Annotated in this window: 17 protein-coding genes and 1 pseudogene; 8 read left to right on the top strand and 10 right to left on the bottom strand. The window is 68.6% G+C overall.

Annotated features, from left to right (window positions below; all coding sequences use genetic code 11):
• The first annotated feature begins 215 nt into the window (after window positions 1-215).
• Complete coding sequence (locus OV287_RS04675; RefSeq protein ID WP_267532764.1) at window positions 216-689, top strand: DofA protein; 474 nt, start codon at window positions 216-218, stop codon at window positions 687-689.
• Window positions 690-713: 24 nt separating this feature from the next.
• Here the strand turns inward: OV287_RS04675 and OV287_RS04670 are convergent, their stop codons facing one another.
• The 3 genes from OV287_RS04670 to OV287_RS04660 all read right to left on the bottom strand — a co-directional run bounded on the left by OV287_RS04670 (window position 714) and on the right by OV287_RS04660 (window position 3,507).
• Complete coding sequence (locus OV287_RS04670; protein ID WP_267532763.1) at window positions 714-1,412, bottom strand: class I SAM-dependent methyltransferase; 699 nt, start codon at window positions 1,410-1,412, stop codon at window positions 714-716.
• A 123-nt stretch (window positions 1,413-1,535) separates the two neighbouring features.
• Complete coding sequence (locus tag OV287_RS04665) at window positions 1,536-1,916, bottom strand: VOC family protein (RefSeq protein ID WP_267532762.1); 381 nt, start codon at window positions 1,914-1,916, stop codon at window positions 1,536-1,538.
• 154 nt (window positions 1,917-2,070) lie between these two features.
• The gene (locus OV287_RS04660) at window positions 2,071-3,507 is read right to left on the bottom strand and encodes a hypothetical protein (protein ID WP_267532761.1); all 1,437 of its coding nucleotides are present in this window, start codon (window positions 3,505-3,507) and stop codon (window positions 2,071-2,073) included.
• Between the two features lie 418 nt (window positions 3,508-3,925).
• Between OV287_RS04660 and OV287_RS04655 the strand changes: the two genes are divergently transcribed.
• The 3 genes from OV287_RS04655 to OV287_RS04645 all read left to right on the top strand — a co-directional run bounded on the left by OV287_RS04655 (window position 3,926) and on the right by OV287_RS04645 (window position 6,555).
• Window positions 3,926-5,338 carry an NAD-dependent succinate-semialdehyde dehydrogenase gene (locus OV287_RS04655; protein WP_267532760.1) on the top strand — a complete coding sequence of 471 codons (1,413 nt, stop codon included), beginning with the start codon at window positions 3,926-3,928 and terminating at the stop codon, window positions 5,336-5,338.
• Between the two features lie 67 nt (window positions 5,339-5,405).
• Window positions 5,406-5,888 carry a hypothetical protein gene (locus tag OV287_RS04650; protein ID WP_267532759.1) on the top strand — a complete coding sequence of 161 codons (483 nt, stop codon included), beginning with the start codon at window positions 5,406-5,408 and terminating at the stop codon, window positions 5,886-5,888.
• Window positions 5,889-5,970: 82 nt separating this feature from the next.
• Window positions 5,971-6,555 (top strand): hypothetical protein, encoded by a 585-nt coding sequence (locus OV287_RS04645; protein ID WP_267542608.1) that lies wholly within the window; start codon window positions 5,971-5,973, stop codon window positions 6,553-6,555.
• Between the two features lie 45 nt (window positions 6,556-6,600).
• On the opposite strand, the pseudogene OV287_RS04640 reads toward OV287_RS04645, so the two are convergent.
• The 4 genes and pseudogenes from OV287_RS04640 to OV287_RS04625 form a co-directional block, all read right to left on the bottom strand.
• Window positions 6,601-6,750: pseudogene (locus OV287_RS04640) on the bottom strand (IS66 family transposase); the annotation flags it as partial.
• 189 nt (window positions 6,751-6,939) lie between these two features.
• Window positions 6,940-7,431, bottom strand: a complete 492-nt coding sequence (locus OV287_RS04635; RefSeq protein ID WP_267532758.1) for a PD-(D/E)XK nuclease domain-containing protein — start codon at window positions 7,429-7,431, stop codon at window positions 6,940-6,942.
• 41 nt (window positions 7,432-7,472) lie between these two features.
• Window positions 7,473-7,697, bottom strand: coding sequence for a hypothetical protein (locus OV287_RS04630; RefSeq protein ID WP_267532757.1), 225 nt, complete (start codon window positions 7,695-7,697; stop codon window positions 7,473-7,475).
• A gap of 56 nt (window positions 7,698-7,753) precedes the next feature.
• Window positions 7,754-8,953 carry a hypothetical protein gene (locus OV287_RS04625; RefSeq protein ID WP_267532756.1) on the bottom strand — a complete coding sequence of 400 codons (1,200 nt, stop codon included), beginning with the start codon at window positions 8,951-8,953 and terminating at the stop codon, window positions 7,754-7,756.
• A 221-nt stretch (window positions 8,954-9,174) separates the two neighbouring features.
• On the opposite strand from OV287_RS04625, the gene OV287_RS04620 reads away from it, so the two are divergent.
• Together OV287_RS04620 and OV287_RS04615 are read left to right on the top strand one after the other, a co-directional pair.
• A complete protein-coding gene (locus OV287_RS04620; protein ID WP_267532755.1) occupies window positions 9,175-12,069 on the top strand; it encodes a sigma-54-dependent transcriptional regulator in 2,895 nt (964 codons plus the stop codon).
• Between the two features lie 429 nt (window positions 12,070-12,498).
• A complete protein-coding gene (locus tag OV287_RS04615; protein WP_267532754.1) occupies window positions 12,499-13,464 on the top strand; it encodes a COX15/CtaA family protein in 966 nt (321 codons plus the stop codon).
• 1 nt (window position 13,465) lies between these two features.
• Here OV287_RS04615 and OV287_RS04610 read toward each other — a convergent pair whose 3' ends face one another.
• Window positions 13,466-14,296 carry an SIR2 family NAD-dependent protein deacylase gene (locus OV287_RS04610; protein WP_267532753.1) on the bottom strand — a complete coding sequence of 277 codons (831 nt, stop codon included), beginning with the start codon at window positions 14,294-14,296 and terminating at the stop codon, window positions 13,466-13,468.
• A gap of 9 nt (window positions 14,297-14,305) precedes the next feature.
• Window positions 14,306-16,087 (bottom strand): DUF2637 domain-containing protein, encoded by a 1,782-nt coding sequence (locus OV287_RS04605; protein WP_267532752.1) that lies wholly within the window; start codon window positions 16,085-16,087, stop codon window positions 14,306-14,308.
• Window positions 16,088-16,232: 145 nt separating this feature from the next.
• On the opposite strand from OV287_RS04605, the gene OV287_RS04600 reads away from it, so the two are divergent.
• Window positions 16,233-17,234: an RNA ligase family protein gene (locus OV287_RS04600; RefSeq protein WP_267532751.1), complete on the top strand. Its 1,002-nt coding sequence runs from the start codon at window positions 16,233-16,235 to the stop codon at window positions 17,232-17,234.
• A 21-nt stretch (window positions 17,235-17,255) separates the two neighbouring features.
• On the opposite strand, the gene OV287_RS04595 is transcribed toward OV287_RS04600, so the two are convergent.
• Window positions 17,256-18,029, bottom strand: a complete 774-nt coding sequence (locus OV287_RS04595) for a hypothetical protein (protein ID WP_267532750.1) — start codon at window positions 18,027-18,029, stop codon at window positions 17,256-17,258.
• Between the two features lie 249 nt (window positions 18,030-18,278).
• Between OV287_RS04595 and OV287_RS04590 the strand changes: the two genes are divergently transcribed.
• Window positions 18,279-19,304 (top strand): kinetoplast-associated protein, encoded by a 1,026-nt coding sequence (locus tag OV287_RS04590; protein WP_267532749.1) that lies wholly within the window; start codon window positions 18,279-18,281, stop codon window positions 19,302-19,304.
• Window positions 19,305-19,358 lie beyond the last annotated feature (54 nt).

Genomic DNA, 19,358 nt, shown 5'->3' with positions numbered 1-19,358 from the left:
CCGTCCTCCAGCGCACCGCGATTCCGTGCACCCCTGGACACTGCGCCCCGTCCATTCGTGTTCTCGACGGCAGACGGCCCCAGGTGGGGCTTGGGATTGAGGCGCTCGATCACCAGATTGGCCGCACCCTGTTGTGAGCGAGCCGGGCACGTCAGCCGCTCGGAATAACTTTTCCGGGCGCCCTCATCCCGGCCACCTCTTGGGAGTGATGTCCCATGAACGCTTTCGCTACTGCTACTCCTACCCCTCCGAACTTCAAGACGGGCCTTATCAACAAGGTCTTCTTCATCCGCTGGGAGCAGCCGCCCAGCCCGCAGGATCTGTTCGTGGTGGACAAGCGCTTCCGCGAGTCCTACGAGGCGTACCGCCAGCAGCTCTCCGTCGTCGTCACCACGGGGGCCAAGGCCCGGGTGCCCAACGGCGAGCAGCGCAAGGGCCTCTTCAAGCTGCTGGAGGAGAACCGCAAGTACATCTGCGAGCTCCACCTCCTCATGGAGGGCAACGAGCTGCAGCACAACCTCCAGCGCATCATCGCCTCGGCCCAGCTCATCGTGACGCGCATCTACGACAACAACTACGCGCGCCTGCACAAGAGGGCGGATGACATCGCGCCCTTCCTCACCAGCCGCCTGAAGGTGGACGGCAACCGCATCATCAACGATGCGCGCCTGCTGGGGCTGGTGGCCTAGCCCCAGCGCGGCGGTGCCCGGCGCCTACCGCGCCATGCAGACGTAGTAGTTCTCGCCGTAGTAGTCGTCGCTGTCGGCCGCGAGCGCGCGCGAGAAGCCCAGGCGCCGCAGCGTGTCCACCAGCACGTCCGGCTCGAAGAAGGTCACCATCTCGTTGGGATCGGTGACCAGCCGGCGCGTGATATCGACATGGTAGGTGGTGGCGGCCTGCAGCGCCTCATCCCAGCGCCCCTCCGCCTTCCACTCCTCGATGGAATTCACCATCACCTTGCGCAAGTCCGGCCGCTGCCGGGGACCGGTGGCGATGACCACGCCGCCCGGCTTGAGGTGCTCGAGGCTCTGGCGCAGCACCTGCTCCGGCTCGCGCACGTAGAAGAGGACGTTGTTGAGCAGCACCGCATCCGCCTCGCCCGGCACCTCTCGGGGGAAGCTGCGCACGTCTCCCTCCAGCACCTTCCAACGCCAGCGCGCCTCCTCGGGCGCCCGGGCCTGCTTGCCCACGGCCAGTCCGAGCATCACCGGGTTGTTGTCGAAGCCCACCACCGTGTGCCCGCGCTCGACGAGCGGCTGGCTCACCAGCCCCGTCCCACACCCTGCGTCGATGATGTACTTGCGTCCCTCGGTGTCGCGCAGAATCTTCGCGACCATCCGGCGGTAGCAGTTGAGCTGGGAGCAGATGGCATCGTAGCTCCTCGCGAACTCGGTCCAGATGTTGTCGACCACGGTGGCCCTCGCTCGGCCCGGGGCCATCCCGGGCGCGGGCTCACAATCTAAGGAGCCGGACAAGGGCGGGGAGTCCCCCCAAAGGAGCGGTACGAGCGCGCGGAGCTGGAGGCCGCGGCAGGCTCACCAGCCGCCATAGGGAACGGTGAGGGCCTCCATGTAGTGGCCCGAGGGGTCCTGGAAGTAGACCCCGCGGCCCCCGTCGTTGGTGTTGATCTCACCCCGGCGCTGGCCTCGTGGGTCGGCCCAGTGTTCGATTCCGCGGTCGCGAATCTTGGCGATGAGGGAGTCGAACACGTCCTCCGACACGAGGAAGGCGTAGTGCTGGCCGATGAAGTCGATGTCGGTCTGGATGTAGTCGAGCGACACCCCGTCATCCAGCTTGACCGCCAGGAAGTGCCCGAGGGGTTGCGGCTCGGGGAGCCCGAGAAGCTCGGCGAGGAACCGCGCGGAGCGCTCCTTGTCCTTCGCGGCGATGATGGTGTGATTGAAGCGGACGGTCATGGTCGGGTCCTTGTAATGGGCCCCGAACTCAGCACGCCCCCGAGATCGCCGGCAATCCCGCCACCGCCAGGAGACCCATGCTCCCGACAATAAAAAACGGGCCCCGCGTCTCCGCGAGGCCCGGGCACCGGGGCGACGGCAGCGCTCCCGAGACTCAGTGCTTCTTCATCCACTTCAGGATGGGGGCCCACACGTCCTGCTCCGCCCCACTGGCCAGGAACAGGTCCGCATGGCCATAGTCGAGGAGACGGTACTCGTCCGACTGATACTTCTTCACCAGGAGAACGCTCACGTCCTTGCTACCCAGCTGCTTCGCGCTGTGCACGCCGTAGCTGCCGAAGCCACCCGCGGCGCCCACGTACAGCACCGGCACCTTCACCTGCGACAGGTGATCGTCATACGGCAGGCTCGTATCGCCGCACATCATCCGGTCGCTCTCCACCTGCTCCATGAAGCTCTGGTAGGGACGCGCGGAGGCGAGGAAGTCGAAGAACTGCCGGTCACTCTCCAGGTGCTTCAGCTCCGTCGGCAGGCCCGTCGTCGTGGAGAACTCACCCGCGGAGAAGTGGTAGTAGGGCACCGACGGCTGGATACCGAACTCCTCATTGGTGAGGAGCGAGAAGGTCGCCGCTCCCACGGTGCGGCCGAGCTCCCGGTAGGTCATCGGCGGCAGCTCGACGCCAGGCACCTGCGCGGGGAAGTCCGGATAGGTGATGGCGGCCTGACCCACCTGCTGGATGGTCACGCCCGCGCCGGGCCCGCCCAGGTTGCCCTCGACGCGCCCCGACTGCAGCACCAGGTCCCCCACCGCCGCGCGCACGCAGGCCCACTGGCGCTGCTGCTCGCCCTCCGGCCCGAACTTCAGCACCATGTCCACCGGGATGAAGCCGCTCACGTTGCGCAGGCCCTGCGGCAGCTGCGTCTCCGCGCTCATGTAGGCGTAGGACACCGTGGCCCCACGGCTCCAGCCCAGCAGGTTCATCTTCCCGGCGCCGCTGCCCGTCAGCGCGCGCACCGCCCGCGCCACCGTCAGGCCCGTGCCCACGTCCTGGGCGTGCGTGCCCAGGTTCCAGCCCGCCATGAAGGAGAAGTCCTGCGTCCCCTCCGGCACGTGCGTCCAGCGCTGATCGATGCCCCACACGTCCACGCCCTGGTCCGCCAGGTACACGGCGATGGACTGCTTCTTGTTCACCGTCGCCGTCAGCGTGCTGGCCATGAAGGCGCCCTGGAAGTTCCAGGCGTCGCCATGCACCATGAAGATGGACTCGGGGGCGCGCACCGGCCACCAGGCGAGCCGCTCCTTCACCACGCGGTGCAGGGTGATGATGTCGTGGGCCGAGCGGCCCACCTGCAGGCGGATGCTGTAGTGGTAGATGTCACCCTGCACCCGCTCGCGCTCGAAGCCGCTGATGAAGCGCGCGCCCTCCGTCCCAGCCAGGCAGCTCGAGCAATCCGAGGCCTGGAGCATGGACTGCGCCTGCCCCACCTCCTCGGCCGTGGCGGACAGCTCCTCGGACTCGGAAGTCTCGGCACCGCAGCCCACCAGCGAGAGCAGGGCGATCGGGACGATGTGGCGGAGATTGAAGCGCATGTGTTCCTCAAAAAAGAGTTTCTACATGGCTGAAGAAGCAACGTTGCTGCCACCCAGCCAGCCCCACTTGCACAAGCCAGAGAGCAGGAACCACGCCAACCCCCCAAGCCCGCGAAAAGACTGGAACGCCCTCACGAACGTACCGTCACCGCTGAAACATGACGCCTATACTAAACAAAGGAAAGCCCGATTTTCAAAGGGGACGGAGATAACGTGTCGAAACTGAAACTCATGCTTCAAGATTGAATCAGAAAACATGAAATCACGGCGAGGCATGACAGCCTTGTCCTCTCTGAAGTCCGAGAGTCGCGACACCCCTGTCCGGAAGGCCGCGTGAAGGCGTGAACGGGGGCCTCAACTGCGTCTTGTGGCCTTCGGGGAGCCGCGCCCACACTTCGCGCCCCTGGAGGAGAGCCCCATGAGCTTCGCCACCATCGACCCCACTACCGGCAAGACGCTGCGCATCTTCCCTGCCCACACACCGGAGGAGGTGGAGGCGAGGTTGAGGAGGGCCGAGGAGACGTTCCGCACCTTTCGCCACACCTCGCTGGCCGAGCGCGCCGGGTGGATGCGGCGTGCGGCGGAGCTGCTGGAGGGGGAGGCGGACGCCTACGGGCGGATGATGACGCAGGAGATGGGCAAGCCGCTGGAGGCGGCGCGCGCCGAGGCCCGGAAGTGCGCCACGGCCTGCCACTACTACGCGGAGAACGCCGAGCGCTTCCTCGCGGACGAGCCGGTGGACACCCCGCCGGACACGAGCTTCGTGCGCTACCAGCCGCTCGGGCCGGTGCTGGCCATCATGCCGTGGAACTTCCCCTTCTGGCAGGTGGTGCGCTTCGCCGCCCCCGCGCTCATGGCCGGCAACGTGGGGCTGCTCAAGCACGCGCACAACGTGCCGCAGTGTGCGCTCGCGCTGGAGGAGCTCTTCCTGCGCGCGGGTTTCCCCCAGGGGGTGTTCCAGTCGCTGCTGGTGGACGTGGCGGGGGTGCGCCGGCTGATTGAGGACCCGCGCATCCGGGCGGTGACGCTCACCGGCAGCGAGGGCGCCGGGCGGGACGTGGGCCAGCGCTCGGGCCAGCAGCTCAAGAAGGTGGTGCTGGAGCTGGGCGGGAGCGACCCGTTCGTGGTGCTGCCCAGCGCGGACCTGGACAGGGCGGTGGAGACGGCGGTGAAGGCCCGCCTCATCAACAACGGCCAGTCCTGCATTGCCGCCAAGCGCTTCATCGTCACCCAGCCCATCTATGAGGAGTTCGAGCGCCGCTTCGTCGAGCGGATGCGCCGCGCCGTGGTGGGAGATCCACAGGACGCGAAGACGGAGGTGGGCCCGCTCGCGATGGTGAGCATCCGCGACGGACTGCATGATCAGGTGGAGCGCAGCGTGGCGGCGGGAGCCCGGCTGCTGCTGGGCGGACTCAAACCCTCGGGGCCGGGCTTCTGGTACCCGCCCACCGTGTTGGCGAATCCTCCGCCGGGCTCCCCGGCCTATACGGAGGAGATGTTCGGCCCGGTGGCGGTGCTCTTCCGCGCGAAGGACGCCCGAGACGCGCTGCGCATCGCCAATGACTCCCCCTACGGGCTGGGCTCGAGCGTGTGGACGCGCGACGAGGCCGAGCAGCGCTTCTTCATCGACGGGCTGGAGGCCGGCACGGTGGCCGTCAACGGCATGGTGGCGAGTGATCCGCGCCTGCCCTTCGGCGGGGTGAAGGCCTCGGGCCACGGGCGCGAGCTGGCGCGCCACGGGCTGCTCGAGTTCCTCAACATCAAGACGGTGCGCCTGTCGAATCCGTCCGCCCCGGCGCCCGCGCAGACACCGGCCCAGGCTAACGAGTAGGCACCCGGAACGAAAGGCATCGGAGGCCAGAGCCCATCCGCACACTGTCCGCGACAAAGGAGGCCATATGCATCTCCGGCTTTTGGTCGCCGCACGTGGGATTTTGCTGTCGCTGGCGCTTCTCGGAGCGACTCAGCTCGCTTGCGTCGGCGGCCACATCCCGCCGTCCATGTTCCAGTTCCAGAATGTCGTGCCCTACAGCGGTCCTGCACCGGAACCAGGGGGATGGAAGGTTGCCCAGGTGCTCATCCTGTTGGGCAGGATTTCTCCCGTCTTTTCCCCGACCGCCACCTGCGACATCGAGGTCGGCGTTCCTGAAAGGAATGGGAATGGGTGGGTACTGGATGAATTCGCACAAGCGGAGGCCGCCAGGGCGGCTGACAAGGCCGCACGCATCGTCCTGCGGGAGCAAATTCCAACCGCTCTCGCCTGCCATCGGTTCAGGGCCCACATGCAGAGCATCCTGGCGGAGCCGGTGATCGGCCCTATCCCTGGCGCTCGGGTCACGGGCTTTCAGCGGGTGGGCGTCCCACGGTCGACCTTTCCGTGAAACCAGGAAGCCCCGCCCGTATCGCACGAAGCACAAGGGCCGGACGCCCTCTCGAACGCAAGCCCATCGGGAAGCCGCATTCATGAATCCGGAGCTGACAGCCGACGCACTCGTCCAGCTTGTCCACCGCTACTACCCGGCGGGACTTCTCGTCGACGAGCCTCAATACAAGGCGTCAGAAGAGGTCCAGAGGCTCAGAACACTGCTGCGGGTCCATGAGACGCCCTCACCTACCTGGGAGGCGTTCATCCCGCAGCTCCGTCATGAGTTCCCAGACTGCTCACTCTGGGACACCACGGTGCCCCTGCTGGACCCCTGCTACAGCGTCCGTGTCTCTCTCCCGGGATTCAAGACAGGGGACCCCCGATACGACTGCGTCGTCTGCCTGCTAAGCCAACTCTCCCCGGTGTACGCCCTCTACGCTTCCCATACAGATAGGAATGCCCCCAGAGAGGAGGGCTACTGGCTGCGCCTGCCGCCATTCCCTCTTGAGTTCCAGCCTCACGAGACCAGACTCGCTGCGCTCATCGAGTCCACCTTCGGTTTCACCCGCCTGCCCAACGACGTCCTCCTCACCCCCGTGCCGGACCTCGTGCCGCAGACGGCTAACTTCGGGCTCGGCGAAGCGCGGCTCATCGATTGCCTCTTCACGCCGTACCGCTGGTGAGTCTCCCCGGTAATCCCACCGGGCCGAGCTTGGACGCGCACTTTTCCTGCTTGTGGCGATGTGGAACACCACCATCAGCGCAGTGGCCACTACCCACAGCCATGCGCGGCAGGCCCGTCCGACCTCTCGTCCCTGCGCAAACCCCGTCTCGTCGGCGTTGGCCGCCTCCGAGGCCCGCACGTAGGCGAGGGCTTCGGTGGCGCGAGCGCCTGCGACATCTCGCCCGCTTCCAGCTCCGCGATACGCGCTTCCTTGGGGTCCATCGCCTCCACGCACAATGATGTCTCACGCGCCTGCGGCCACCGTCGATCGCCCTCCCGCCCGCCGTCCGACGCTCAGCAGCCCCGCCAGCCGAGATCCGGCCGGTGAATGGCTACCAACAACTCAGTGCTTCACGACAAGCACAGACACACCAAACTGTCTCGTGTTTTCCGAGCGCATCCGCTCAGGATCATGAATGAAGCCCCCACAATCATAGATCACGAACAAGATCCGCTTCCATCGAGTACGATATGCAGCAACATCACTCGTTATTTCCTCTTGAACCGCGCTGAGCGAATGCTTCGCCGTCACCACCTTTGCCTCAATCACCAAATCATCCGCATCAACAACGAAATCTGGCACAAATGCTCTCGCACCAACCGGAACACGCTCTTGCTCGCGCGTGAATTCGACACCTATCGAGCGCAGAATCACTTCAATCGCATTCTGAACGGTCTTCTCATCACTGGGCACGCCAGTCTGAAACGCGGGGCGCAGCGCACGCAAAATAGCACCCTCTATCTCGAATGCTCCAGAGCTAGGCAACTGTACAATCCCAGCCCCCCGCCCCAGACTTTCATACACACCGATAGCCTGTTCGACAGTATCAATCAACCTGGGGACCACACTCTGTCCTTGAACATGAGAAAAGACACTTAGGAGCGCTGCGGGCCTCCCTTGGTCGCCATCCTCGCACTCTCCCGATAATGGCCGCCCTCTGGCGCAAGTCTGTCGATTGCTGCCGCCATCAAAGCAACCACTTCAGGAAGCTCTTCTTTTTGGTCGGAGCAGTCATCGTACTCTGATCTCGCTCGCATCGCTTCATAACGAGACAACACGTCATCGATTTCCGCCAGCACCGCATCAAGTTCGGAAGCCATATTCAAAGTGCCATCCCAGCGGCCATGTATCGGTCACACTTCAGATTCAGGAAATACTAACGAGTAGGCACCCGCCCTCGGGGCGGTGCGTCGCGGTGGACTTCCTCCAGGGCCTCGGCCACCGCGTCCATCTCCAGGCCGAGCTGCTCCACGCTCCGGCGCAGCCCCGCCCCCGCCACGTCCGCTCCCGCCGCGTCCGCCGAGCGCACTCGCAGCACCTGCGTGTAGAGATTCTCAAGCGTGTAGTACAGGCGCATGTGCTCGGCCTCCAGCCGCGAAGCCGCCGTGGCCAGCTCCGCCCGCTGCTTGCGCTGCTCGTCCAACAGCCACAGCGTCCCCTCCAGCCGCTCCTTCACCACCGCGTCGCTCTCGGACTCCACCCGCGCCGCCAGCCTCGCGCGCTCCGCCTCCAACCGGCGCTCCTCCTCGGGCGGGCTCAACGCGCGCAGCTCCCGCTCCCGGCGCGCCAGCTCGTGGCAGCTCTTACGCAGCCCCTCCACCGTCTGCTCCGGCTGGTGCACCACGTCCTTCAGCACCCCCGGCCCCGTGCGCAGCTCCACCAGCAACTTGTCGCACAGCGTGTCCACTCGCGCCGTCCGGGGGTCCTCCATCTGTTGGGGCACTTCCGCCCTGTCCGGGGCCTCGGGCTCCTCGTCCCGGGCCTCCTCCTGCAAGGCCGTGCCCTGCTTCTCCCCCTGCTGGAGCCGGAGCTGCCGAGCCCGGCCCAGGATGCCCGCCGACGCCGCCCCCATGCCCAACGCCACGAAGACGAGCCACCACTTATCGGGCAGGCGGATCGCCATCGCCACCATCACCAACGCGGCCAGCGCGAACACCCACCCCATCATCGGGTTGGCGTCCTCGAGCTCCCGCTGCCGCCTCCGGGCGCGCTGCTCCTCGCGCCACCGCTCCTTCGCCATGCGCCGCTCCCACTTGCGGCGCTCCTTCTTCTCCATGTGCTCGCCCATCGAGCCCATGTGCTCCGCCCACTTCTCCACCCCCTTGGCCCACCGCTCCACCCCCTCGGCGTGCCGCTCCGCCCACCGCTCCACCCCCTCGGCCCACTGCTCCACCCCCTTCTCCACCCCCTTGGCGTGCTTCTGCGCCCAGCGCTCCAGTTCCTCTGCGTGCTGGCGCTCCCACATCTCCTTCCATTGGGCATGGCGCTTCTGGCCCTCGGCGAGGGCCTCCATCATGCGGCGCAGGTGCTTCTGGAGGGGCAACTCGGGCGGCGGAGGGGGCGGTTGCGGAGCCATGGCTGTCTCCCGGCGGCGGCGTTACTTCACGGTGTTACACCGGGCGCCCCCACTCTGCCCACGATTCGGTGGATTCCCACCTCCACCGGGGATGGATACGCGGCGCCCGCCTGTTCGCAGGCCCACACCAAGGTTTGCCCTTCCCCGCCAGATGAACGAAGAAGACAGGGCGGGCGGGGGGCCGCAAGGGGATGGTCGTGTCGAGGAATGAAGCAGGGGGAATGGGACCCGAGGCCATTCGCGCATTGCGCGGAGAGCAGAGCCGTGCGTCCTTCGCTCGACAGCTTGGGGTGACGCCCCTCACCGTGTACCGCTGGGAGCTTCCGGAAGAAGCCGCGCAGGCCCGCCGCCCCAGGGGCCGGGTGATGGAGGCCCTGCGCCAGCTCGCCGAGGGCGGCCAGCCAGCCCTGCCCCCTGCTCTCCGTCCGGCCAACAGCCTGGTCCGCCAGGAGCTGACGCACGAGGAGAAGGCCCGGTTGAACGCCTGCCTGACGCTGCTGCAACGGGCCGACTGGCGGGCCGCGGAGAACACCCTGCTGGAGCTGCTGACCTCGAGCGAGCTGCGCACCACGGGGGCACGAGCCCTGGCCTCGGTGGGCCTGGCCTACGCATACCGTTGGGGCTACGAGGATGTGCGGCGAGCCTTCGCGGTGCTGCTGCCCCACCTGGTCGAGGCCGACGCGGGCCTGCTGCCCGCCGAGAGCGTCGAGGTGTACGTCCACGCGACGGCCGCCAACCTCTACGCCTCGCCGGACGGCCGCATCTTCGACGCGGGCAAGATGAACGTGCACGTAGCGCGCGCCGAGGCCCTGCTGCGGCCCAACCACCCCCTGTTCGCGGAGGTGCGCTGCCAGCTTCGCCTTGCCCAGGTGGCCGCCGCCTTCTACCTGGGTGCCCCCGAGCTGCTCGCCCGCCAGTACGGACGCCTGGAGGAGGCGCTCGCGGAGGTGACGGACCCATCGCTGCGGCTGATGGCCATGCACGGGCTGGCGCACGAGGCCGCCATCCGAGGCGAGGTGTCGCTGGCCACCCGGCGCTTCCGAGAGCTGGCGCAGGCCGCGGCACGCCTGGGTTATGGCCTGTTGGAGGCACGCAGCCTCGCCTTCCTCGCGCAGCACCGGCTGGACGAGGCGTGCGAGCCCGAGGAGGCGCTCGCGCTGGTCCACCGCGCCCGCGGAGCCTTTGACGGGCGGCTGGGTCGAGCCTTCTCCTTCATCTTCGCCGCGCGCGCGGAGGCGGACGCCCTGCTGCGCCTGGGCCGCTTCTCCGAGGCCGAGGCAGTGCTGGAGCAGGGCACCACGGTGACGGAAGAGCTGAGCTGGACGCCGCATCACCTGGTGGTGCAGCGCGCCCGCCTCCTCTACCTCACCGGCCGCTACGCGGACCTCCGCCAGCTCGCCCACCAGCTCTCGAGCTACACCGGACCCATCCAGCAGCCCCTTACCCGCGCCTATGGGTGCTGGGTGGAGGCGCTGGCGGACTGGGCCGAGGGCCACGCGCAGCGGTCCGCGGAGGGCTTCGCCGCCGCCCATACCCGCGCCCTGGAGCTGGGAGGCTGGCCCTACTTGCGGCGTGACAGCGCGGTCTGCGAGGTGGGCGCGCGCGCCGCCGCGGGTCAGCTCCAGGAGTCCCGCGTGGCCCTGCGCCGGGCCCGGGCCATCCTCGAGCAGTTCCCCTCCGCCTGGAGCACCGCCCTGCTCCACCGCCACGAGGGCTGGCTGCTCGCCCGGGAGGGCCGCCTGCGCGAGGCGCGCGAGAAGCTGGAGGCCTCGCTGGCCACCTTCACCCTCGCCGCGGACGCCCCCGAGGCCGCCCTCACCCGCCGCACCCTCGCCGCGGTGGCGCGCGCCGCAGGCGAGCCGGGCGCCGAGGCCGCGTACCTGCACAGCGAAGACGAGCTGCGCCGCTACGGCATCACCCCCCCGCCGGACTTCAGCGCGGAGATTCACCCCGTGCAGGAGACCCCATCTCCGGAAGCGGAGCCCCGGCTGGGAGCCGAATCGCTGGGGGTGCCCTTCGAGCGGCTCGCCGTGCGCGGCATGGGTGCCTCCCTCATCCAGCGCGAGCTGGTGGCGGTGCTGGAGGGACTCTTCCCCGGCCGCAACCCGCGCCTGGAGGAGCTGGACTCGCAGGGCCGCACCACGCCGCTGCTGGGCGAGAGCACCGTGCCCGCCAGCGAGTGGGTGGAGTTCGGCGACGGGTGTGGCCGCCGACTGCGCGTGGGCGTGGCCGGTCCCCTGCCCGCGGATGGACGAGCGCTCATCAGTGCCCTGGCGCGTCTGGCCGGCTTCGCGCTGGAGGTGGCCGTGCTGCGCGGCTTCGTCCAGGCGGAGCCGCCCCTGCGCGAGCCCGAGGCCGCACCCGAGGTGCCCGGCTTCATCGCCGCCTCACCCACCATGAACAAGCTGAAGACGGAGCTGGCGGGGCTGAGTGGCTCGCGTGCCACCGTCATCGTCACTGGCGAGTCTGGCAGCGGTAAGGAGGTGGTGGCGCGCGCGCTCCACCGGCTGTCAGCCCGGGCCGATCGGCCCTACGTGGCCTTCAACTGCGCCGCGGTGCCGCGCGAGCTCTTCGAGGGCCAGCTCTTCGGCTACCGGCGCGGCGCCTACACCGGCGCGGCCACGGACCACCCCGGCGTCATCCGCGCGGCCCACGGGGGCACGCTCTTCCTGGACGAAATCGGAGAGCTGCCGCTCGAGGTGCAGCCCAAGCTGCTGCGCTTCCTGGAGAACGGGGAGATCTTCCCCCTGGGCGAGACGCGACCGGCGCAGGTGGACGTGCGCGTCATCGCCGCCACCCACCGGGACCTGGGACAGCTCGTGCGCGAGGGGCGCTTCCGCGAGGACCTCTACTACCGGCTGCAGGTGGTGCCAGTACGGGTGCCCCCACTGCGCGAGCGGCGCGAGGACATCATCGCCCTGGCACGCCACTTCGTGAACCAGCTCACCCCCGAGGGCCGGGAGCCGCCGCAGCTCGGACCGGACGCCATGGCCGCGCTGGTGGCGCACTCCTGGCCGGGCAACGTGCGAGAGCTGCGCAACGTCATTGAACGCTCGCTCGCCTTCGGTTCGCTGCCGTCGGTGCTGGGGGCGGACAGGCTGCGCATCACGGGCTGAGCCCGGAGCCGCGAGCGCCTGAGGGGAAAAGAACACCGCGGGCCAGGACAGGGGGCGAACCCGACCCGCGGTGCGTGGCTACAACTACACCTACGTAAAGGTGCGCTCGTGGGCCGAAGTGGGGGGAGTTCTGACCCACGAACGCTTCAGGCACCGAGGCGCCCGAACTCGAAATCGTTATCGAGAGGACACTTAGCAGGGGTCATGCCAACGTTTTGGGGCCCCTGGAGGCCGTTTGGAAATCATCCAGGGCTATCCAAGGGCAGGCGGGCATATCCAAAAGGGCATCCAGGAAACGGAGGGAGGGTTTTCGGATACCCAGTGGATATGGGGGGTGGGTGAACCAGCCGGGCAACCAGACGAGGACGGGAGAGGAGAGCTCGTGAGGGCGGCGAGCGGGGGCGAAGTGGGCTAGGGAGGAGAGCGCCGATGAGCTCTTCCGTCTCCTCCCGTGCCTTCCGAGTCTTTAGCTGGTCCACCCTCGTCTACACGCTGGCCGTGGTGCTGTGGGGCGCGTTCGTGCGTGCCACGGGCTCGGGGGCTGGGTGCGGAGACCACTGGCCTGTGTGCAACGGCGAGGTGGTGCCGCGAGCGCCCACCGTGCAGACGATCATCGAGTACACGCACCGGGTGACGAGCGGGCTGGCGCTGGTGCTGGCGGTGGTGCTGTGCGTGTGGGGACTGAGGGCGCACGCGAAGGGGCACCCGGTGCGCAAGGCGGCCGTCTTCTCGCTCGTCTTCATGCTGACGGAGGCGGCGTTGGGGGCGGGGCTGGTGCTCTTCAAGATGGTGGCGGGCAACGAGTCGCTGGCGCGGGCGTGGTGGATGGCGGCTCACCTCATCAACACGTTCCTGCTGGTGGGGGCGATGGCGCTGACGTGCTGGTGGGCGGGAGGCCGGGAGCGGCTGACGTGGCGCCAGCAGGGGCTGGTGGGGTGGCTGGTGGCGGGCAGCGTGGCGGGGCTGCTGGTGCTGGGAGTGAGCGGGGCCATCGCCGCGCTGGGGGACACGCTCTTCCCGGCGTCGAGCCTGGCGGACGGCTTCCGGCAGGACATCTCGCCCACGGCGCACGTGCTGCTGCGGCTGAGGGTGCTGCACCCGTTGCTGGCGGTGGTGGTGGGGGCGCTGGTGGTGTTCTCCGCGACGACGGTGGCGAGGCTGAGGCCCTCGCCGGAGGCGAAGCGGGCGGCGCTGCAGCTGGGAGTGCTCTACGCGCTGCAACTGGTGGCGGGGCTCGTGAACCTGTTGCTGCTGGCACCGGTGTGGATGCAGCTGGTGCACCTGCTGCTGGCGGACATGGTGTGGATCGTTCTCTTGAGGCTGGGCACGGCGGGGCTGGCGGAGGGAGCGCCGAGGGTGGAGGAGAACCCGGCCCCGAACCTCTCGCCGACCTGACTCACCCGCGCTCCAGCGCCTCGGCAATCCCGCGCAAGGCTTCGAGGGCCCGCAGCGGCAAACCAATCCCACCCGAGGGCACCTGGGGCTCGCGCACGTTGATGCGGATGAGCGTCCCCTTGCCGGCGGCCGCCACCCGCTCACAGAAGTGCCGCACGGAGGGGATGGCCGTGCCCGCGCCGCACTCGACGACGGCGAGGGAGCCGGGCTTCACGCCCTGAAGCCACTCCGTCAGCCGCTGCTCCTGGACCTCGGTGCGAGAGGCATCCCACGCCCAGTCGCCGAACATGAGGATGTTCGGCCGCAGGAGCGAGCCGCAGCGCGGACACGTGGGCAGGGGTGGCCGAGCGCGGAAGGTCTCGGGGTCCACCTCCACGGAGTACGGGGCGGCGGAGGAAAGCTCCGGGCAGGAGCCGAGGCACTGCACGTGGTGGATGGAGCCATGGACCTCGAGGACGCGCTCCTCGGGGAAGCCCGCCTTCTGGAACTGGCCATCGACATTCGAGGTGAAGACGAAGGCGCCGTGCCGCATGCGCGAGGCCCAGGTGCGCAGCAGCGTGAACCCGGGATGGGGAGTCGTCGCGCGGTACAGCCCGAGCCGGTGGCCGTAGAAACCCCAAGCGAACTCGGGGTCCTTCTGGAACCACTGGGGGTTGGCCATGGACGCGAAGTCGAGCCCGAGCTTCGCGTAGGCCGGGTAGGCGCGCCAGAAGCCCTCCGTGCCGCGGAAGTCGGGCAAGCCCGAGTCCACACCCATCCCAGCCCCCGCTCCGATGATGAGGGCCTCGGCGGAGCGGAGGACGTCGGCGGCACGGCGGAGCTCCTGGCTCATCACGCTCTCCTAGGGGACCGCCTCGACGTTGGCTGGAGAGGGGTTGGCCAGGGGAGGAATCTCGAAGCGGCGCACCTTGCGGTCCCTCCACTGGAGCAGCAGCAGCGAGGGGTCCTCCAGCGGCACGTCGAAGGTGAAGGACAGCTTGCTCGGGCCCCCGGCGTCCGCCTCCAGCACCTTCACGTGCATCCCGTTCACCTTCACCTCGTCCCCGGCGGAAAACTGATGGCTGGAGGAGCGGTGGATGCGCTCGCTGATGGTGGAGAAGAACCGGCCGCTCTTCCGCTCGAGCACCAACGTGGCCGGCCCGGTGCGGGTGACGCGCTGCTCCAGGTGGTCGAAGGTGAGGACCCACCAGGCGGCCGGGAGCGGCTTGCCGTTGGCCCACCATTCCACGGACGCGTAGACGCCCATCATGACGTGGGGCGCGTTGAGCAGCACCAGGCGCTGCTGGGGAAGGGTCTTCGTGTCCACCACTTCCTCGAAATGCTTCTGGATGCGCGCGTTGGACGCCTGGAAGCCGCGGAACATCTGGAGGGTGCTCCACCAGCCATACGGAGCGATGATCACATGGAGGAACACCAGGAGGCCGGCACCGGCGACCAGGGCCCGCCCACCCCAGTTGCGCTCACGCCGACGCCAGGCGTGGTGCACCACCACCGCGATGATGATGGCCCCGCCCAGGCTGGGCACCAGGTTCACGCGGATGGAAGGCGCGGTCGTGGCCGTGCCCACCACGGAGACGGCGAAGGCGGCCAGCAGCCAGCGGAGCTGACGGCGCTCCTGCTCGCTCATGCCACGCCAGGCGGCGCGGAGCATGAGCCCCACCACCACCATCCCGACAATCCCCGCGATCAGCAGGGGCATCTCGAACTGGGCGTCGATCGACATGTCCACGGGGGCGTTGAGCAGAACTCCACCCAAGGTGATGGGCACCCAGAGCAGCGCGAACGGCAGCCAGAACAGCGGCTGGGCCAGCGGATCAATATGCATGTCCGAGCCCGTGGAGCCGTAGCCCAGGCGGCTGCGCACCACGCCGTAGACGAGCAGCACCAGCAGGGTGGGAACCAGGGCCTTGAGCCGCTCGGGGAGGGGACCCTCTGCGCCCAGCAGCTCATAGGAGATGAGATAGAAGCTGACCAGGAGCGCCGTCTCGGCCGCTGACAGGCCCACCGCCAGCGCCAGCGCCGACAGGGGCATCGCCCAGGCACGGCCCCGCTGGCGCCATTGCAGGTGCAGGACCACCGCCAGCACCGCGAAGAACATGGCGACGACAGTGCTGCGATTGGTCAGCCACGCCACCGAGGCGATGTGCGCGTCGTCGATGGCGAAGAGCAGCAGCGCCATGGCCCCCACGGCCCCGGGAAGGATCCGCCACAGCAGAACCCCCACCACCGCCACCAGCCCCAGGTACCAGAGGATGGTATGCACGTGGTAGCCCACCGGGTTGGTGCCAAAGAGCGCGTGGTCCACCACCATGAGGGCGCTGGAGAGGGGCCGGAAGAAGGCGATCCGCAAATCGGGCAGCGTCCACCAGGGCATCACTCCCTTGTCGAGGAGCGGCTGCATCTGGGCGGGGTCTCCCGAGATGAGGCGGTAGAGATCGAAGGTCGTCGTCGAGAGCGGTGCCGGAGGCGCATGCCCCTCGAGCACGCCAACATAGACGTAGTCGTCGGGCATGAAGCCCGACATCAGCGCTAGCAGGGAGAACGCCAGCCCGGCGGCCAGGGAGATCCAAAGGACGCGCGGGAAAACCAGCCAGCGGCTGGTGGGGGGTTGGGAATTGTCCATGACCCGGCTACCTTACCAGCACCGCAAACGAGCGTAGAGCCCCCCGGACGCCCAGTGGGAAGACGGGCTGGTCAGGATGAGAGCCGGCCCCGCGTCCAGCCCCGCGGGACGAGCGCTCCGCCCGTCCCACCTGGGAGAGACCGTCATGGAGAGAAAGCTCGTGTCCGTACAGCGTGTCGACCACCTCGAGCCCATCTCGGGAGCGGACAACATCCTCAAGGCGCGCGTGATGGGCTGGGACGTCGTCGTCAAGAAGGGCGAGTTCGCCCCGGGCGACCCCTGCATCTTCTTCGAGCTCGACAGCCTGCTGCCCGAGAGCGCGCCGTGGGCGGAGTTCATGCGGCCTCGAGGCTTCCGCGTGAAGACCGCGCGTCTCAGGGGCGTGCTGTCGCAGGGGCTCGCCCTGCCCGTCTCCATCCTCCCCGGCGCGCTGCCGCCGCACGGCACCGACGTGCGCGACCTGCTCGGAGTCGTCAAGTACGAGCCCGTGGCAGCCGACTCGCGGGAGGTCTCCGGGCCGTTCCCGGGCCAGGTGCCCAGGACGGATGAGCTCCGCCTGCAGTCCGCGCTCGGCGTCCTGGACGAGCTGCGCGGCCACGACTTCTACGTGACGACGAAGCTGGATGGGACCTCGGCGACCTTCTTCCGGCCGCTGGAGGGCGGGCTGGTGGCGTGCTCGCGCAACTGGGCGCTGACGCGCGAGGCCTCGCACCCGGCGTGGCGCATGGCCGAGCGGTACGCGCTCGACACCGTGCTCCCGGCTGGCTTCGCCGTGCAGGGCGAGGTGTGTGGTCCCGGCATCCAGAAGAACCGGCTGGGCCTCACCGAGGCGGACCTGTTCATCTTCAGCGTCCACGACACGCGGACCGGGCACTACCTCGGCCATGCCGAGCTCATCGCGTTCTGCGCGGAGCACGGGCTGCGCACCGTGCCGGTGGAGCACGTCGTCACGGGCGAGGCCGCGAGGACGTTCGACCACAGCCTCGAGCACTACCTGAAGCTCGCCCAGGGCTTCTACACGGGCACGCGCAACCGCAAGGAGGGCATCGTGGTGCGCCCCCTGGCCGAGCGACACTCGCCCACGCTCGGCGGCAGGCTGTCGTTCAAGATCATCAACAACGACTTCCTGCTCAAGGACGAAGACTGAGGTGAGGGCGAGGTGCTCGGCTCAGAGCACCTCGCTCGACACCCGGGCGCCGCGCCCCGTCTCGGTGCAGTGGTAGAGCTCCTGCGTGGCGTGCAGCCCCTTGCCATCGGCGACCACCCGCAGGACCCGCTCCTGCTCACTCCCGTGGTCGCCGCACGGCGTCTCGATCGCTTCGATTCGCGCCGAGGCCCGCAACAGCGCCCAGGTCTCCGGCTCCAGCACGAGGGGCCTGTCGGGATGCTCGGCGGTGCCCAGCGCGCGCACGCGACCGTCGCGGCGATCGACACCGATGAGCACCGCCTCCCGCATTCCGCACCCGTACGCCTGCGTCTGCAGCACGAACTCGCGCGCCTGCCCGTCATGGTCGTAGTCACCGAGCACCATCGCCCGCACCCGCTTGCGGCGCTGGAGCGCCTGGCGCCGCTCACCGGGAGGAAGCTGCTCATCGCCCTCGGCCGGCTCCCAGCCTCGCAACATCGCCTGGGGCCGCTCCTCGCCTGAGCCGGGGCCTCCGAACAAGGGGGTGAGCGGGAAACGCTCCACGGGCCTGCCCGGACGCGAGCGCACGAGCTCCAACTCACCGCGCTCGCCCTGCGCGAAGCCCTCACAGGGACACGTGACACCCTCCGTCTCGAAGCACGCGAGCGTAGGAGGCATCCGCCACTCGAGTCGCCAGCGCTCGGTGACGCCCTCCACCGTCACGCGAACCTCTTCGCGCAGCACGGACGTGGACCGCGCCACACTCACGCCCGCCCCCAGCACCCCGCCCACTGCCAGCCATGTCCACAGCCGCATCCGGGCCTCCTTCCACGCACCCGCGCGTAGGCCGCGCCGTACCGTACCAGCCAGGTTGCGTGGAGGGGTGGGTCTGACATCCCAGGTCTGGTGCGAAAAACCCTCCGCGGGAGCCACGTCGGAGCCCACGGAATGTCAGACCCATTGGGTATTTCTTACGCATGGCCGCCCGAGAGGGGGCCAGCCACTCCCACCGCTACACCCAGGCCCTACCTGAGAGGGCCCACACCCAACCTGGAGCATCACACCATGGCTACTCGTTCCGCCGCCGCCCGCAAGGCCTCCCGCAGCCGCACCACCGAGCAGACCAAGGCCGCCTTCGAGGAGCTGGCCCGGAAGAACCGCAACAAGCCCGTGGTCTCGGCCAAGGAGCAGGAGGCGCGCTCTACCCACGCCAAGAGCGTCCTGACGGATGTCTCCAGCCTCACGGCGGAGTCCGCGGTCAAGAAGGTCACCGAGGCGGGCCTCACCATCAACCGGACGCTGGCCGGCATCAACGAGCAGGTCATGGCCCTGGTGGAGGAGCTGAAGCAGCTCGACGAGGCCATCAAGCTCAAGACGGAGGAGCTCACGGCCCTGCACGGCCAGGACGTCGCGGCGAGCGCCATCGACGTGCTGGTGGCCGAGTACGACCGGAAGAAGGAGGAGCTGCAGGCGGAGATGGAGCGGCTGCAGAAGGAGATCTCCGACACGCGCACGAAGTTCGCCCAGGAGCTGGCGGCGGAGCGGGACGCGCTGGAGGTCGCGCGCAAGCGGGCGGAGGAGGAGTACACCTACGGCATCCAGCTCGCGCGCAAGAAGGAGCAGGACGCCTTCGCCGAGCAGATGCGGGTGCAGGCCGCCGCCGAGCGTGACCGCAAGGAGAAGCTGGAGAAGGAGTGGGCGGTGCGGGACGAGGCGCTGAAGCTGCGCGAGAAGGAGCTGGAGGAGCTGCGCAAGCAGGTGGCGGACTTCCCGGCGGTGCTGAAGAGGGAGACGGGCGCGGCGGCGGCCATCGCGAGCAACCAGGTGAAGTCGGATTGGGAGATGAGGTTCACGCTGGCGCAGAAGGACGCCGAGACGGCGCAGCGCGTGGCCAGCATGGAGATCGCCTCGCTCAAGGAGAGCAACGCGAAGCAGGCGCAGGCCATTCTCACGCTGCAGACGGAGCTGGCCGAGGCCAAGCGCCAGGTGCAGGCCATCGCGGAGAAGGCGCTGGAGTCGGCCTCGGGTGCCCGCGCGCTGGCCGAGGTGCAGGGCGTCATCGCCAGCCGGGACTACAGCAAGGGCAAGTAGACCAGCGTTTAGACGTGAGGTGGGGGGGAGCCTCGGCAAGGCACGAGCGGCCAC

It is taken from the genome of Archangium lansingense (assembly GCF_026626635.1).
GTDB lineage: Bacteria > Myxococcota > Myxococcia > Myxococcales > Myxococcaceae > Archangium > Archangium lansingense.
The sequence above is the reverse complement of the archived record's forward strand: the minus strand, read 5'-3'. Positions and strand labels throughout refer to the sequence as shown.

Excerpts from the sequence above, each read along its gene's own strand:
- OV287_RS04675 (WP_267532764.1), top strand. The coding sequence starts at position 216 with ATGAACGCTTTCGCTACTGCTACTCCTACCCCTCCGAACTTCAAGACG.
- OV287_RS04665 (WP_267532762.1), bottom strand. The coding sequence starts at position 1,916 with ATGACCGTCCGCTTCAATCACACCATCATCGCCGCGAAGGACAAGGAG.
- OV287_RS04660 (WP_267532761.1), bottom strand. The coding sequence starts at position 3,507 with ATGCGCTTCAATCTCCGCCACATCGTCCCGATCGCCCTGCTCTCGCTG.
- OV287_RS04655 (WP_267532760.1), top strand. The coding sequence starts at position 3,926 with ATGAGCTTCGCCACCATCGACCCCACTACCGGCAAGACGCTGCGCATC.
- OV287_RS04650 (WP_267532759.1), top strand. The coding sequence starts at position 5,406 with ATGCATCTCCGGCTTTTGGTCGCCGCACGTGGGATTTTGCTGTCGCTG.
- OV287_RS04645 (WP_267542608.1), top strand. The coding sequence starts at position 5,971 with ATGAATCCGGAGCTGACAGCCGACGCACTCGTCCAGCTTGTCCACCGC.
- OV287_RS04630 (WP_267532757.1), bottom strand. The coding sequence starts at position 7,697 with ATGGCTTCCGAACTTGATGCGGTGCTGGCGGAAATCGATGACGTGTTG.
- OV287_RS04625 (WP_267532756.1), bottom strand. The coding sequence starts at position 8,953 with ATGGCTCCGCAACCGCCCCCTCCGCCGCCCGAGTTGCCCCTCCAGAAG.
- OV287_RS04620 (WP_267532755.1), top strand. The coding sequence starts at position 9,175 with ATGGGACCCGAGGCCATTCGCGCATTGCGCGGAGAGCAGAGCCGTGCG.
- OV287_RS04615 (WP_267532754.1), top strand. The coding sequence starts at position 12,499 with ATGAGCTCTTCCGTCTCCTCCCGTGCCTTCCGAGTCTTTAGCTGGTCC.
- OV287_RS04610 (WP_267532753.1), bottom strand. The coding sequence starts at position 14,296 with ATGAGCCAGGAGCTCCGCCGTGCCGCCGACGTCCTCCGCTCCGCCGAG.
- OV287_RS04605 (WP_267532752.1), bottom strand. The coding sequence starts at position 16,087 with ATGGACAATTCCCAACCCCCCACCAGCCGCTGGCTGGTTTTCCCGCGC.
- OV287_RS04600 (WP_267532751.1), top strand. The coding sequence starts at position 16,233 with ATGGAGAGAAAGCTCGTGTCCGTACAGCGTGTCGACCACCTCGAGCCC.
- OV287_RS04595 (WP_267532750.1), bottom strand. The coding sequence starts at position 18,029 with ATGCGGCTGTGGACATGGCTGGCAGTGGGCGGGGTGCTGGGGGCGGGC.
- OV287_RS04590 (WP_267532749.1), top strand. The coding sequence starts at position 18,279 with ATGGCTACTCGTTCCGCCGCCGCCCGCAAGGCCTCCCGCAGCCGCACC.